Here is a 14973-nt window from a genome sequence, read left to right on the forward strand (position 1 = left end):
CCGCCCCACTTAGTGGCAACGTACGAGCTGTCAGCCATTGAATTCATCGACGAGCAAGACCGTGCCTAACAGCCCTACCTCACGTTTCCATGTAACGCCTTTCGTTCCCGCATCCGGTCTCGGCAATCCGCACCTGCAGACGCTGTGGGGGCCGTTGTGGCGCAAGAGGACGTTGCTGGCACGTACGCGTGAACGGATGTGGCTGGCGGACGGGGACTTTCTCGATATGGACTGGCATGGCCCGCATGAGGTCGATGCGCCGTTGGTGCTGGTGCTGCACGGCCTGACCGGGTCGTCGAACTCACCCTATGTCGCCGGTCTGCAAAAAGCGTTGGCGGCGCAAGGCTGGGCCAGCGTGGCGTTGAACTGGCGCGGCTGCTCCGGGGAGCCGAACCTGTTGTCGCGCAGCTACCATTCCGGCGCGAGCGAGGACCTGGCCGAGGTCATCGCACACTTAAGGTCGTTGCGTCCGCTCGCACCGCTCTACGCGGCGGGTTACTCACTGGGCGGTAATGTGTTGCTCAAATACTTGGGCGAGTCAGGCGCGAACAGTCAGTTGCTGGGCGCAGTGGCCGTCTCCGTGCCTTTTCGTCTGGACGAATGCGCCAACCGTATCGGGCAAGGATTCTCCAAGGTCTATCAGCGTCACTTCATGCGCGAGATGCTGGCCTACATACGCGTCAAGCAGAACCGCTTCCAGAACGAAGGGCTCAGCGAAGGCCTGGCTGAGCTGGCGGCGCTGGGCTCGCTGGAAAACATGCGCACTTTCTGGGATTTCGATGGCCGCGTGACTGCACCGCTGCACGGCTTTACCGATGCCCAGGACTATTACCGCAAGGCGTCGAGCCGCTATTACCTGGGCCAGATTCAGACGCCATCGTTGATTATCCAGTCCGCCGACGACCCGTTTGTGTTCCCTCACAGCCTGCCGGAACCGGAAGAGTTATCGCCCTGCACGGAATTCGAACTGCAAGCCAAAGGCGGCCATGTCGGGTTCGTCGACGGTTCGCTGCGCAATCCCGGCTATTATCTTGAGCGACGGATCCCCTTGTGGCTGAGCTCGGCCCACGAACGCGACAATCCTTACCTGAACTGACGCAGAATCAGCCTGCGCCTGTGGCGATTTCACGCGCAGGATCAGTGATCCATTCGCTCCATGACCCGGCGTACAACGTGCCCAACGGATAGCCAGCCAGGCACAAGGCAAACAGGTTGTGGCAGGCGGTCACGCCGGAGCCGCAGTACGCGACCAGACTTTCCGGTGGTCGCCCCTGAAGCTTCTCGGCGAAACGCTGCTTGAGCTGTTCAGGCGGCAGAAAACGTCCTTCCGGGCCGAGATTTTCATTGAATGCCGCGCACTGGGCACCGGGAATATGCCCGGCCACCGGATCGATCGGCTCTACTTCACCCCGAAAACGGGCTTCGGCGCGAGCGTCCAGCAGCGTCATTTCCGGGCGACCGAGGCGCCCCTGCAAACGGCTGGCACTGAGCACCAGCGACATATCAGGCTCGCCACTGAAATCACCTCGCTCAGCGCCCGGTGCATCCAGGCTCAGCGGCAACCCGGCCGCATGCCAGGCCTTGAGGCCACCATCGAGCAAATACACGTTCTCGCGCTTGCCCAGCCAGGCGAGCAACCACCAGGCGCGAGCGGCATACATGCCGGGTCCGTCGTCATACAGCACGATATCGCTGTCGTTGCAGACACCCCAAGCCTGAAGTCTTTCCACCAGAAGGCTGGCATCCGGCAGGGGATGGCGGCCCGTCTTGCCCTTGACGACCGGTGCGCTCAGGTCGCGATTCAAATCGGCAAACCAGGCGCCTTCGATGTGGCCCTGTGCGTAATTGCGTTGCCCGTAATCCGGGTCCTCCAAGGCAAACCGACAATCGAGAATCACCAGCCCTGGCGCATGCTGCCGTGCAGCCAGCTGTTCAGGGCCAATCAGTTGCGCGATGGACATGACACTCTCCTGTGACAGAAAACCGGGTAATCGGGTGCTTCGCTGCGCCGTTATACCAACACCTTATGCAATGGCGCGTGGAACGCCTGACACAACGCATTGAACGCCTCCCGGGCCTGAGGCGCGATGAAACCTGATTCGAGCATAAGCACCTGATAGACGCCACGTCGAATCGCCTCTTCGCTCAATTGCCCCGAGTTTTCCCGTGCCGTGCACAAAAAGCGTACCCAGGACGTCAGGACAATCCAGGTATTGAGGCTGGTCCATTCGATTTGCGATTCATTCATTTGCAGAATACCTGCGTCAATGAAGCCTCGGTAAATCGCCATTGCCTGAACCAGACAGCGCTGGGAAAACAACCGGTAGCGCGCCGCCAGCTCAGGGTCGGTACCCAAGAGGTGTTCCAGGTCGCGATGCAGGAAACGGTAGCGCCACATGCCGTCGAGGATCGCCACAAAGAAATCACGCTTGTCTTCGATGCTGGGCAGACGATCCTGCGTGGGTACCAGAAAACTCTTCACCAGCGCTTCATATTCACCGAACAGCTCGGCGATGATCGCTTGCTTGTTGGGGAAGTGGTAGTACAGGTTACCCGGCGATATTTCCATGTGCGCAGCGATGTGATTGGTTGTGACGTTGCGCTCGCCCTGCTGGTTAAACAGTTCCAGACTGACCTGAACGATGCGTTCACGGGTTTTAGTGCGTGGTGCCATGCGGGTCTGAACCACTCGAATACTTATGAGATGCTCGCGATAGTAGCGCAAGCGCATCATCGAGGAACATCACGCGGTCTGATCGCACGTTATCGCTCGTCTAAATGTTGACTGCGTAGAGCAATGACTCTAAAAATCCACCCAATTGCTCATCGGAAGAAACCATGCTGACGGACCACAAGGTGTACCAGGCTGAACAGACTGTCGTGTCCATGACCGCAGCCTTCGCTACGCAGCGGGCCGCCTTTGCCGCCCACCCAATGCCGTCGCTGGAACAACGTCTGCAATGGCTTAAAAGCCTTGGCGATCTGATCAGCAAAAACCGACAGGCGCTGATCGAAGCCATAGATGAGGATTTTGGCCATCGCAGCGCCGATGAAACGCTGCTGGCGGAGTTGTTGCCAAGCCTGCTGGGCATCCGCGATGCGCGTCGGAACCTCAAACGCTGGATGAAGCCTTCGCCACGACGCGTCGGCCTGGTGTTCCAGCCAGCATCGGCCAAGGTCGTCCACCAGCCGTTGGGCGTCATTGGCGTGATCGTGCCCTGGAATTACCCGTTATTTTTGGCCATCGGCCCGCTGACCGGAGCTCTGGCAGCGGGTAATCGGGTGATGCTCAAGCTCAGCGAATCGACGCCGGCCACAGGCGCGCTGCTCAAACGTCTGTTCGCCGAGACGTTTCCAGAAGAGCTGATCACCGTGGTGCTCGGCGAAGCGGAGGTTGGCGTGGCTTTCTCGCGCCTGCCGTTCAATCATTTGCTGTTCACGGGCGCGACCAGCATTGGCAAACACGTCATGCGCGCGGCCGCCGAGAACCTGACACCGGTCACGCTGGAACTGGGTGGCAAATCGCCTGCCATCGTTTCCCATGATGTGCCACTCGAAGACGCCGCCGAACGCATCGCCTTCGGAAAGACGCTCAACGCAGGCCAGACCTGTATTGCACCCGATTACGTGTTGGTGCCAAAGGAACGCCTGGCCGGGTTCGTCGACGCTTACCGACAGGCGGTCAAACGCTTTTATCCCACGCTGATCGATAACCCGGACTACACCGCGATCATCAATCAGCGCCAGCTCGCCCGGTTAACCCACTATCAGGAAGACGCGGTCAGCAAGGGCGCCAGGCTTGTCGCCCTTTACGACCAAGGACAGGGCAGACGAATGCCGTTCAGTGTGCTGCTTGATGTGAACGATGACATGCTGGTCATGCAGGACGAGATTTTCGGGCCGCTGCTGCCTGTCGTGCCTTATCAGAGGATTGAGGACGCCTATGCCTACATCAATGATCGCCCCCGCCCGCTGGCCCTGTACTACTTCGGCTACAACAAGGCCGAGCAGCAACAGGTGCTGGAACGCACCCACTCGGGCGGCGTTTCAATCAACGACACCTTGATGCACGCCGCTCAGGATGATTTGCCTTTCGGCGGCGTCGGCCCCTCGGGAATGGGCAATTATCATGGGCGCGAAGGCTTTCTGACCTTCAGCCAGGCCAAGGCCGTGTTCAGCAAGCAGCGATTCAATGCGGCCCGCCTGATTTATCCGCCATACGGCCGTGCGCTTCAGCGTTGGGTCTATAAACTCTTTTTGCGCTGACACAGTCTTACTGAGAGCGATCAGCAGCCCTTAAAACGGGGGGTTTTGGGCGAAAGATGGCCGATAATCGGCGCATTACGACCTTTTGTGGCTGTTGTGCGGCTTGGCCCATCGGAAAGGCTGCGATACCATCCCAGTCCCACAACGGACTCCGACCAGGACGACGCGATGAACCGAGTGTTGTACCCAGGCACCTTCGACCCTATCACCAAGGGCCACGGAGATCTGGTCGAACGTGCTTCACGCCTGTTCGACCAAGTGGTCATTGCCGTTGCCGCCAGCCCGAAGAAAAACCCTCTGTTTCCCTTGGAACAGCGCGTCGAGCTGGCCCGCGAGGTCACCAAACACTTGCCCAATGTGGAAGTCGTCGGCTTCTCCACCTTGCTGGCGCATTTCGCCAAGGAACAGAATGCCAATGTATTCCTGCGCGGCCTGCGTGCAGTGTCGGACTTCGAGTATGAGTTTCAGTTGGCCAACATGAACCGCCAGCTGGCACCGGATGTCGAGAGCCTGTTTCTCACACCGTCCGAGCGCTATTCGTTCATTTCGTCGACGTTGGTGCGTGAAATCGCGGCGTTGGGCGGCGATATCACCAAGTTCGTGCATCCTGCTGTCGCTCAGGCACTGACCGAGCGCTTCAAGCGATAGCACATCGCTGGAACGTGCAGGTGCAACCTGAGGACTAATGCGGCACAATTCGCCGCATTGGTTTTCATGTGCCCCGGCGTCGGCCGCGGCAGGAGCATTTCATGTCCCTTATCATCACCGACGATTGCATCAATTGCGACGTCTGCGAACCCGAGTGCCCGAACGAGGCGATTTCACAAGGCGAAGAGATCTACGTGATCAATCCGAACCTGTGTACCGAATGCGTGGGCCACTACGACGAACCTCAGTGCCAGCAGGTTTGCCCTGTGGATTGCATTCCACTGGATGAGAACCACGTCGAGAGCAAGGAACAGCTGATGGACAAATACCGGATCATCACGAGCAAGGCTTGAGCCTTGGCGGGTCAATCCTGCTTGCCGTACCCATCACCCGTACACCCCAGACACCGAACGAAGGCCGACTTGCCAGGGTCGACCACCAGCGCCTTGGCTGTTGCCTTGAAGTTGCCACCGGCTGCCGCAAATGGCGCAGCAACGACAAACAGCCCTGCGCCAATCACCGTCGCGGCAATCAGCAAGGGCCGGGCGATCAGCAGATCGCCAACCATTGCAAACACGGGTGGATTCTGGATGGTGTAGACCGGATCGCCACTGCCTGCCGGAATGTCCGCGGCAATGGCGGGCACAGCCTGCAAACCCAGGAACAGCGCCAGCGTGGCGGCAAGAATACGAAACGGGCTCATAGCGTGGTCCTTCAGGCGTGGCGTGAGGTGATGCCCATCACTATAAACAGCGATGGGGGTTAAGCAAGTCGCCATGATGTTTCAAAAGCGTGCTCGCAGGCCAAGCTCAGCGCTGGCACTTGGGGCAATACACACTCGCACGCTGGCCCAGCTTGATCTCGCGCAACGTCGTGCCGCACACCTTGCACGGCTGCTCGCCACGGCCGTACACAAATAGCTCCTGCTGGAAGTAGCCAGGCTTGCCATCACCGCCGATGAAGTCACGAAGCGTGGTGCCTCCGCGCTCGATGGCATAGGCCAGGATGCGCTTGATCTCGATGGCGAGCTTCAGATAACGCGCTCGTGAGATGCTTTTCGCTTCACGGCGCGGATCGATACCAGCGGCGAATAACGCCTCGGTCGCGTAGATGTTACCCACGCCGACGACCACGGCGTTGTCCATGATGAAGGGCTTCACCGCGATCGACTTGCCTCGGGACCGCTCGTACAGTCGCTCGCCATCGAACAGGTCCGTCAACGGCTCGGGCCCCAAACGAATCAGCAGCTCATGAGCGTGCGGATCCAGACTCCAGAGCATCGCCCCGAAGCGCCTCGGATCGGTGTAACGCAAGGCGAGGCCCGATTCCAGCTCAATGTCCACATGTTCGTGCTTGAGTGCAGGCAATCCGGCTTCGACCAGGCGTAAATTGCCCGACATGCCCAGATGGCTGATCAGCGTACCGACCTCGGCCTGGATCAGGAGGTATTTGGCGCGGCGATTGACCTGGACGATACGCTGCCCCGACAGGCGGACATCGAGGTCTTCCGGGATGGGCCAGCGCAGACGGCTGTCACGCACGATCACGCGGCTGACGCGCTGACCTTCGAGATGGGGCGCAATGCCACGTCGCGTCGTTTCGACTTCTGGTAATTCAGGCATGGATAACTCGGTCGTGCAGAAAGGAAACGCGGGGAGCACTCGGAATCAGCGTGCTCCCAGCTCGCGAATGCTTTCCCTCAGGTATTCAAAGTCATATTCGGACAGCCCAACATAGTCCAGCACCAGCCCACCGACGCTCTCCCACTCATGGTCCTCGTCCTGATTGCCCAACACGCGATAGGACTGACAGATATGTTCAGCCATTTTCAGCGGAGCCAGCAGGTTTTTGAGCTGCGCGTTGCGACTCGAATCATCCTGGAAAATCGCCAGCGCGTTGTGGTGATTGGCAATGGCCTCGGTGACATGATCGGGCAGACGCCAGGATTTGGCGGTGTAATAACCGACCACCGAATGGTTGGTGTCGAAAGACTCGTTTTCTGTGTCGACCACCCGCCGTTCAGGCCCTGCGTTGGCGTACGCACTCTCAAGCACCGACATGTAGTCCGGAAAACGCTTGATCATGAGCGGAATACCGCAGTCGTGGAACAGGCCCAACGCATAGGACTCATCCACCGCCTGCGAGCCAATTCGCTTGGCAAGCGTCAGACTGGTCATGGCGACGTCCTGGGCGGTGTCCCAGAAGCGGTTGAGCGTGACGATGGCTTCGTCACTCATCTCGCCCTTGATCGATTGCGCGTTGATCAGGTTGATGACGGTACGGCTGCCCAGCAGGTTCACCGCCTTCTGGATCGAGGCGATCTTGTTGGAGAGCCCGAAATGAGCCGAATTGACGATTTTAAGCAGCGCGCCCGACAGGCCCGGATCCTGTGCGATCAGCCGCGCAATTGCGCCCAGATCGGGATCAGGCATGTATTGCTCCATCTGCAGATCCACCATGATCTGCGGCTGCGGAGGCACGCTAATGCCTTGCAACGCTTGCTGGATCTGCTCGGGTGTTAGCTCTGGAGGCATAGGTACGTACTCGAAGACATAGCGAGATTCTGCCCCCTGATCGGTCAACGGTCCATCACCTTCGTTGCTCATTTTCTCGGAACTTTGCCGCACAGCCAGCTTCGGACTCTGTGTTACCGCCGCATACACGGCCTCACAAGGGCCAGTAATGCGCCACTGTTGAGCACACGACTGGAGGACCCCATGTCCAACGCACTGAATGGCAAACGCATCGCAATTCTTGTAACCGATGGTTTCGAGCAGGTCGAATTGACAGGCCCCAAGCAAGCATTGGAACAAGCAGGCGCCACCGTAGAAATTCTTTCCAGCCAGGATGGCCAGGTCAAAGGCTGGAATCACGACAAGCCTGCCGACGACTTCCGGGTAGACGGCACCTTCAAATCCGCCAACGCGAGCAACTATGACGGCGTCGTGCTGCCCGGCGGCGTGCAGAACTCTGACACGATCCGCCTGGACAGCGATGCTCAGCAGATCGTCAAGGATGTCGCGTCGTCCGGCAAACCGCTGGCGGTCATCTGCCACGGTGGCTGGTTGCTGATTTCCGCAGGCTTGGTCAAAGGCAAGACCATGACCAGCTTCAAGACCCTGAAAGACGATCTGGTCAACGCTGGGGCAAACTGGGTCGATCAGGAAGTGGTCACCGATGGCAAACTGATCAGCAGCCGCCAGCCCGACGACATCCCGGCCTTCAATAGCAAGTTGATCGAAGCACTGTCGGCGTAAGCGGTGGTGTTAATTCGCGTCATCCCGGCGCGCAGCCGGGATGACGCGCTATAATCCCGCTCTTTTTTCCGGAGCGACGTCATGTCCCTGCCTAGCTTGCGCCTCAAAGCCAACGCCGATCGTCGCCTGCGCGCCGGTCACTTGTGGGTCTACAGCAACGAGATCGATGTAGCCGCCACCCCCCTCAACGGCTTTGCAGCTGGCGACCAGGCGATCCTGGAAGCCGCTGGCGGCAAACCGCTAGGCATCGTGGCCATGAGCCCGAACAACCTGATCTGCGCCCGCCTGCTGTCGCGCGACATCAAGCTGCCTCTGGATAAGTCGCTGCTGGTTCATCGCTTGAACGTGGCGCTGTCGCTGCGTGATCGCCTGTTCGACAAGCCGTTCTATCGCCTGGTCTACGGCGATTCGGACCTGCTGCCGGGCCTGGTGGTAGATCGTTTCGGTGACATTCTCGTGGTGCAACTGGCCTCGGCCACAATGGAACACCACAAAGAAGACGTTATCGCCGCGCTGGTTCAGGTGCTCAAGCCCAGTGGCATCCTGTTCAAGAACGACTCGGCCGCTCGCGATGCCGAAGGTCTGAACCGCTACGTTGAAACCGTGTTCGGCCTCGTTCCGGAATGGGTCGCGCTCGAAGAAAACGGCGTGCAGTTCGAGGCACCGGTCATGGCGGGTCAGAAGACTGGCTGGTTCTACGACCACCGCATGAACCGTGCGCGCCTGGCTCCGTATGTTAAAGGCAAACGCGTGCTGGACCTGTACAGCTATATTGGCGGCTGGGGCATCCAGGCTGCGGCGTTCGGTGCAAGTGATGTGACGTGCGTCGACGCCTCGTCCTTCGCTCTGGACGGCGTGGAGCGCAACGCCGCGCTCAATGGTTTTGCCGAGAAGATGACCTGCATCGAAGGCGATGTATTCGAAGCGCTCAAGGAATTGAAGGCTGGCGAAGAACGTTTCGACGTAATCGTGGCCGACCCGCCTGCATTCATCAAGCGCAAGAAGGACATGAAAAACGGTGAAGGTGCCTATCGCCGCCTGAACGAGCAAGCCATGCGCCTGCTTTCCAAGGACGGCATTCTGGTCAGCGCATCCTGCTCGATGCACCTGCCGGAAGACGATCTGCAAAATATCCTGCTGACCAGTGCTCGTCATTTGGACCGTAATATTCAATTGCTGGAGCGTGGAGGCCAAGGCCCGGATCATCCGGTACACCCGGCCATCGCCGAAACACGCTACATCAAAAGCATCACTTGCCGGTTGTTGCCGAACAGTTGATCACCGTATCGGGCCGGCAACACGTCGGCCCGACTCTCTTTTTTCAACGCCCTCTCTATCGACGCTGTAAACATTTCCATACAGCTCCCCGCACACGCGATATATACATACCGCTTCTCGTTTGTGCCCACTGATACCTTGTCAGCGCTTGGCCAGTAAATGGATTACGACCCAAGCAACTCAAAATGGACTTTGTTTAATTTAAATGGATTTAAATCATGACTGACTTCAACGATGTTGATTACATTCGCAACGACCTCAATAAAATGGCTGCCGACCAGCTGTCCAAAGGCCTGCTGTCCCCGGAAGGCGCAGACTTGATCCAGCACGTCACCAATGCAACAGCCGCCTCCGATGACGATGGCATCACTGTCGGCCGTTTCGTCATGCCGCTGCATGGCGGCGTCAATCTCATCCGCCTGTTCGTCATCCGTGGCCCCGAGGGTCAGCACATTCTTTATGTGCCAGAGCAGCCCAAGGCGCCAACGGACCGTATTTTCCACGAGAACTTCGACTGGCATCGCACCTGTATGGTGCTGGGTGAGTTCTTGGGCAAACCGGGTGGTCTGGACTACATGCTTGATCTGGTGAACGACGTTCAACGCGAATACGTTGCCGATTACTTTGAAGAGATCAGCCGCCTGCCTTCCTCCTGGAGCAGCAACGCCTTCGTTCTTCAGCCAGTTGCCGGCGAAACCTACCTGCATCAGATTCAGGCCATCGTGAACCGCTGATCTGCTCATCAACACGCCTGATACAAAAGCACTGTTTCGCAGCAAACACAGAACCGTAGGAGCGCGCTTGCCCGCGATAGCGTCAATCAGCCCAGTGATGAGCTATCTGAACGCACGTATCGAGGGCAAGCGCGCTCCTACACTGTTTGCTGAATGAACGCGCGGTGTCAGAAATACCTTCTAACACCCAACTTAAGTCCAGATAGCGTCCCACAGCGGGTAATCACCCACCTGAGCCACCAGCCCTGCTCTAAGTGGATTAGCCACAATGTATCGCGCAGCCTTCAATACATCCTCCTCCCGCCTGATGGCTCTGTCGTGATATCCCTTCTGCCAAATCCTTGATGAACCACCTCCTGCCGCCATTAGCGCTCGTGAGCTGCCCGCCTTAACACGTCGCATCAAGACTGCCAGGCTGTCCGACCTCAACTCAATCAACCAGTGAAAATGATCTGGCATGACAACCCAGGCCAGCGTATGCGCAAGGCCTCATGTTCCGCTCGTTGAAACTCTGCAACAACCAGGCGTCCCAACTGCCAATCGACAAAGATTGGCTGACGCCCATGAACGACAGAGGTCAAAAGATAAATCCGTCCTCGTTCTGAAAAACGCCCTTTACGTAGATCCGTACTCCGGCCTGATGTCGGCATCCCTGCCCTCCTCTCACTAAGATCAACAGCTTAGTGAAGGCCTGAGCGCCACAATTCTGATTACCTGTTCCTGATGTGTCCGACAGACACCCAGCGGTGTAGAATCGCCCCTATTCATCGCCAGTCATCCCCCGGCGGGTTTATGAGCTCAGGCCGAGTACACGGTGATCCCGTGGTTTTCGGTTTCTTCGCTGCATCCGGTCACTGCCGCTTGCGAGCGACGTCAATAGAAGCTCACTCCCTTCCTGTTCAGCCTTATTTTGCCGGAGTGCTCCAATGCCTGATTACCGCTCGAAAACGTCCACCCACGGCCGCAACATGGCCGGCGCCCGTGCTCTTTGGCGCGCCACGGGCATGAAGGATGAAGACTTCAAGAAACCGATCATTGCCATCGCCAACTCGTTCACCCAGTTCGTACCGGGCCATGTCCACTTGAAAGACATGGGTCAGTTGGTCGCTCGCGAAGTCGAGCGCGCCGGTGGCGTGGCCAAGGAATTCAACACCATCGCGGTGGATGACGGCATCGCAATGGGCCATGACGGCATGCTGTATTCGCTGCCCAGCCGCGAGATCATTGCAGACTCCGTGGAATACATGGTCAACGCTCACTGCGCGGACGCCATTGTCTGCATTTCCAACTGCGACAAGATCACCCCCGGCATGCTGATGGCGTCGTTGCGCCTCAATATTCCGGTGATTTTCGTTTCCGGTGGGCCGATGGAAGCTGGCAAGACCAAGCTGGCCAGTCACGGTCTGGACCTGGTCGATGCGATGGTGATCGCCGCCGACTCGACCGCCAGCGATGAAAAAGTCGCCGAATACGAGCGCAGCGCCTGCCCAACGTGCGGGTCCTGCTCGGGCATGTTCACCGCCAACTCGATGAACTGCCTGACCGAAGCACTGGGCCTGGCACTGCCGGGTAACGGTTCAGCGCTCGCCACCCACAGCGATCGCGAGCAACTGTTCCTGCAGGCGGGCCGCACCATCGTCGATCTGTGCAGGCAGTATTACAGCAACAACGACGACTCGGTCCTGCCGCGCAACATCGCCAACTTCAAGGCATTCGAGAATGCCATGACGCTGGACATCGCGATGGGCGGATCGACCAACACCATCCTGCACTTGCTGGCCGCTGCGCAGGAAGCCGAAATCGACTTCGACCTGCGCCATATTGACCGACTGTCCCGCAAGGTGCCGCAACTGTGCAAGGTTGCGCCGAACATCCAGAAATACCACATGGAAGACGTGCACCGTGCAGGCGGGATCTTCAGCATCCTTGGCGAACTGGCGCGCGGCGGTCTATTGCACACCGACTTGCCGACCGTCCACAGCAAGACCCTGGCCGAAGGCATTGCCAAATGGGACATCACCCAGACCACCGACGAGGCGGTTCACACCTTCTTCAAGGCAGGCCCCGCCGGCATCCCGACGCAGACCGCGTTCAGCCAGTCGACCCGCTGGGAAAGCCTGGATGATGACCGTGAAAACGGCTGCATCCGCAGCGTCGAGCACGCCTACTCGCAGGAAGGCGGCCTGGCCGTGCTGTACGGCAATATCGCACTGGATGGCTGCGTGGTGAAAACCGCAGGCGTCGACGAGTCGATCCATGTATTCGAAGGTAACGCCAAGATCTTCGAAAGCCAGGACAGCGCTGTGCGCGGGATCTTGGCCGACGAAGTGAAAGCGGGCGACATTGTGATCATCCGTTACGAAGGGCCGAAAGGCGGTCCGGGTATGCAGGAAATGCTCTACCCGACCTCGTACCTGAAATCCAAAGGTCTGGGCAAGGATTGTGCGCTGCTCACCGACGGTCGTTTCTCGGGTGGCACTTCGGGTCTGTCCATTGGCCACGCTTCGCCTGAAGCGGCTGCTGGTGGTGCAATCGGTCTGGTGCGCGACGGCGACAAGGTGCTGATCGACATTCCAAACCGCTCAATCAATCTGCTGATCGACGATGCGGAAATGGTCAAACGCCGTGCCGAGCAGGATAAGAAAGGCTGGAAACCGGTCGAAACACGTCCACGCAAGGTCACCACTGCCCTCAAGGCCTACGCCCTGCTGGCCACCAGCGCCGACAAAGGCGCTGTGCGTGACAAGGCATTGCTGGACAAGCTGGTGCCGTAAGCAACATTGGTTAACGCAAAAAGCCCGGCAGAGATGCCGGGCTTTTTGTTGGGCATGCGCCATCAAAAGCGAACGCGGAGCGTCCCGGGCGGCATTACCACGCAGAGCGTAGGAACGATCAAACGAACTGTGGGAGGCCTTCAGTCAGACCTTTCCACTCACTGGATCTCTTCCGGCTTGACGATCACCCAGTTCTTGTCGGCAGTGACCGCCAGCCCTTCCTTGGCCTGAGCTTCGGCATGTTTAGTCATCATGCCGTTGAGTTGGGTCATATACTTGTCCTTGCGATTGATCCACAAATGCACGCCACCTTTGCTGACGTCGACGCTATGAAACAGCATATAGCCGTCGCTCGTCGGCGTGTCGCCGCCCACCAGCACGGGCTTTTTCCATTCATCGATATAGGTTTCGATGGCGGCCTGCTTGCCGGCCATCCAGGTGGCTGGCGTCCACAGGTAAGGTGTCAACTCAAGGCCCATGTTGCTTTTCGCGTCGTACTTGCCCCCAGTGATCTGTTTGCGTGCCGTCGTCAGGTCACCGGTTTTCCGGTCCTTGAGCAGCATCGACACGCCAATCACGTTTTCCGGTTTGACGTTGTAGCCATACTTGGGATCGGAGGCGACCATCCGCACCAGCTCTTCGGAGGCGGCAGTCACCACGTACACCTGGATACCGTTTTCCATCAGCTTGTTGTACAGCTCGGTCTGCCCGGTAAACACGCGCGGCGGCTCGATATTGATCTGCTTGACTGCATCGCCTTCGTAATACGTCGCTGGGATTGGTTTGCCGAGCGCCATCAGCTCGTCAACGTAGCCTTTGAGCGCTTGCAGCGTAAAGCCGGAAAACACCTGAGCCACCCACGGGTAGCAGACCATGTCGTCAATTTCGCAAAGACGATAGTAGTAACTGAACAGGCTTTCCTTGTGCTCTGCGGTGTCTTTGAAGGGGATTAGTTTCAGGGAAGGGTCGAGCTTTTCACGCGTGATCAGGCCTTTGTTTTCCATGTACGGCAGCAGCGACTCTTCGAGGTCGAAGCGGTAGCTGGTGTTATCCATGTCAAAGACAGCGTAATTACCCTTGTTGGCATTCGCGGCGATCATGGCATCAAGTGCTTTCGCGGCAGGTTCGGGCCAGTGCTTCAACTCAGTGGCGGCGAAAGCCTGACTGGCAAGCCCGACACAGACAGCTGCAAAAAGCATTTTTGGCGCGAATTTCATGGGCGAAGTCCCCTTCTCTAAAAACGAAGGGGCAGACCGTAACAAAATATTATGAACGTCACAGTGCATGAGCGACCTTTCGGACGCCAGAAGACGTCATTTTTTCCACTGTTCACGACAGCAAAAACAAAAAACGACACTTTGATGACTTTTTTATTTTTGCTGCCTTGCCCGCAGTGAATCAGCGGCGCTCCCACACCTCAAAGGTATAAGCGGGCTTGTCGTCAACCGGGGCGTTCTCGGTGTTGGACACTAGCGTCCACTGGGCCAGATCGAACTCCGGAAACCAGGCATCGCCTTCCGGGCTCAACGCCACGCGTGTCAGGTACAGCCGGTCAGCCTGAGCCAGGCCCTGAGCGTAGAGCTGCGCGCCACCAATCAGCATGACTTCATCGACGCCCTGTTCAGCCGCCCACGCTTCGGCGCGTTTCACGGCAGCGTCGAGCGAAGCAAACACCTCTGCACCGTCGAGTTGCAGATTTTCCTGGCGACTGACCACCAGGTTCAGGCGGCCGGGCAGCGGCCGACCCAGCGAATCCCAGGTCTTGCGACCCATGATGATCGGCTTGCCGAGGGTCGTCGCCTTGAAGTATTTGAAGTCTCCCGGCAAATGCCAGGGCATGGAATTGTCGACGCCGATCACTCGGTTTTCACCAAGGGCGGCAATCAGGCTGAGAGGAAGATGAGTAGTCATGGTGCGAGGATATCAGAGCCCGCCCCGCGCGCCACTGAACTGTTACATGCCGTGCTCAGTCCCATGACAGCGGTTATGCTCACCGCTGAATTCATTGAAGAGACG

Annotated in this window: 15 protein-coding genes and 1 pseudogene; 8 read left to right on the forward strand and 8 right to left on the reverse strand. The window is 58.3% G+C overall.

What is annotated here, in order from left to right; translation table 11 throughout:
• The first annotated feature begins 61 nt into the window (after nt 1–61).
• Nucleotides 62–1096, forward strand: a complete 1035-nt coding sequence (locus ALP40_RS24375; RefSeq protein WP_122210689.1) for a hydrolase — start codon at nt 62–64, stop codon at nt 1094–1096.
• Nucleotides 1097–1103: 7 nt separating this feature from the next.
• On the opposite strand, the gene ALP40_RS24380 is transcribed toward ALP40_RS24375, so the two are convergent.
• Together ALP40_RS24380 and ALP40_RS24385 are read right to left on the reverse strand one after the other, a co-directional pair.
• The gene (locus tag ALP40_RS24380; protein WP_122210690.1) at nt 1104–1961 is read right to left on the reverse strand and encodes a sulfurtransferase; all 858 of its coding nucleotides are present in this window, start codon (nt 1959–1961) and stop codon (nt 1104–1106) included.
• 50 nt (nt 1962–2011) lie between these two features.
• Nucleotides 2012–2674, reverse strand: coding sequence for a TetR/AcrR family transcriptional regulator (locus ALP40_RS24385; protein ID WP_122210765.1), 663 nt, complete (start codon nt 2672–2674; stop codon nt 2012–2014).
• Nucleotides 2675–2838: 164 nt separating this feature from the next.
• Here ALP40_RS24385 and ALP40_RS24390 point away from each other — a divergent pair, with 164 nt between their 5' ends.
• The 3 genes from ALP40_RS24390 (at nt 2839) to ALP40_RS24400 (ending at nt 5267) form a co-directional block, all read left to right on the forward strand.
• On the forward strand, nt 2839–4266 hold the full coding sequence (locus ALP40_RS24390; protein WP_122210691.1) for a coniferyl aldehyde dehydrogenase: 1428 nt from the start codon (nt 2839–2841) through the stop codon (nt 4264–4266).
• A gap of 168 nt (nt 4267–4434) precedes the next feature.
• Entirely contained in the window at nt 4435–4914 is a 480-nt protein-coding gene (gene coaD / locus ALP40_RS24395; protein ID WP_003348749.1) for a pantetheine-phosphate adenylyltransferase, read from the forward strand.
• A 101-nt stretch (nt 4915–5015) separates the two neighbouring features.
• Nucleotides 5016–5267 (forward strand): YfhL family 4Fe-4S dicluster ferredoxin, encoded by a 252-nt coding sequence (locus ALP40_RS24400; protein ID WP_003316325.1) that lies wholly within the window; start codon nt 5016–5018, stop codon nt 5265–5267.
• Between the two features lie 11 nt (nt 5268–5278).
• Here ALP40_RS24400 and ALP40_RS24405 read toward each other — a convergent pair whose 3' ends face one another.
• From ALP40_RS24405 to ALP40_RS24415, 3 genes are all read right to left on the reverse strand, one after another.
• Complete coding sequence (locus tag ALP40_RS24405; RefSeq protein WP_122210692.1) at nt 5279–5617, reverse strand: multidrug transporter; 339 nt, start codon at nt 5615–5617, stop codon at nt 5279–5281.
• A 106-nt stretch (nt 5618–5723) separates the two neighbouring features.
• Nucleotides 5724–6536 carry a bifunctional DNA-formamidopyrimidine glycosylase/DNA-(apurinic or apyrimidinic site) lyase gene (gene mutM, locus ALP40_RS24410; protein ID WP_122210693.1) on the reverse strand — a complete coding sequence of 271 codons (813 nt, stop codon included), beginning with the start codon at nt 6534–6536 and terminating at the stop codon, nt 5724–5726.
• Between the two features lie 45 nt (nt 6537–6581).
• Complete coding sequence (locus tag ALP40_RS24415; protein WP_181114588.1) at nt 6582–7394, reverse strand: HDOD domain-containing protein; 813 nt, start codon at nt 7392–7394, stop codon at nt 6582–6584.
• Nucleotides 7395–7631: 237 nt separating this feature from the next.
• Between ALP40_RS24415 and ALP40_RS24420 the strand changes: the two genes are divergently transcribed.
• The 3 genes from ALP40_RS24420 (at nt 7632) to ALP40_RS24430 (ending at nt 10183) form a co-directional block, all read left to right on the forward strand.
• Nucleotides 7632–8171 carry a type 1 glutamine amidotransferase domain-containing protein gene (locus ALP40_RS24420; protein ID WP_122210694.1) on the forward strand — a complete coding sequence of 180 codons (540 nt, stop codon included), beginning with the start codon at nt 7632–7634 and terminating at the stop codon, nt 8169–8171.
• Between the two features lie 81 nt (nt 8172–8252).
• The gene (locus ALP40_RS24425) at nt 8253–9449 is read left to right on the forward strand and encodes a class I SAM-dependent rRNA methyltransferase (RefSeq protein WP_122210695.1); all 1197 of its coding nucleotides are present in this window, start codon (nt 8253–8255) and stop codon (nt 9447–9449) included.
• A 218-nt stretch (nt 9450–9667) separates the two neighbouring features.
• A complete protein-coding gene (locus tag ALP40_RS24430; RefSeq protein WP_122210696.1) occupies nt 9668–10183 on the forward strand; it encodes a dermonecrotic toxin domain-containing protein in 516 nt (171 codons plus the stop codon).
• Between the two features lie 192 nt (nt 10184–10375).
• Here ALP40_RS24430 and ALP40_RS24435 read toward each other — a convergent pair.
• A pseudogene (locus tag ALP40_RS24435) lies at nt 10376–10833 on the reverse strand (REP-associated tyrosine transposase).
• Between the two features lie 276 nt (nt 10834–11109).
• Here ALP40_RS24435 and ilvD point away from each other — a divergent pair.
• Nucleotides 11110–12957 (forward strand): dihydroxy-acid dehydratase, encoded by a 1848-nt coding sequence (gene ilvD, locus ALP40_RS24440; RefSeq protein WP_122210697.1) that lies wholly within the window; start codon nt 11110–11112, stop codon nt 12955–12957.
• 158 nt (nt 12958–13115) lie between these two features.
• Here the strand turns inward: ilvD and ALP40_RS24445 are convergent, their stop codons facing one another.
• Nucleotides 13116–14174, reverse strand: coding sequence for a haloacid dehalogenase-like hydrolase (locus tag ALP40_RS24445; RefSeq protein WP_122210698.1), 1059 nt, complete (start codon nt 14172–14174; stop codon nt 13116–13118).
• Between the two features lie 181 nt (nt 14175–14355).
• A complete protein-coding gene (locus ALP40_RS24450; protein WP_122210699.1) occupies nt 14356–14868 on the reverse strand; it encodes a dihydrofolate reductase in 513 nt (170 codons plus the stop codon).
• Between the last annotated feature and the right edge of the window lie 105 nt (nt 14869–14973).

The organism is Pseudomonas viridiflava, from assembly GCF_003702045.1.
In the GTDB taxonomy this organism is placed as follows: Bacteria; Pseudomonadota; Gammaproteobacteria; order Pseudomonadales; family Pseudomonadaceae; genus Aquipseudomonas; species Aquipseudomonas viridiflava_C.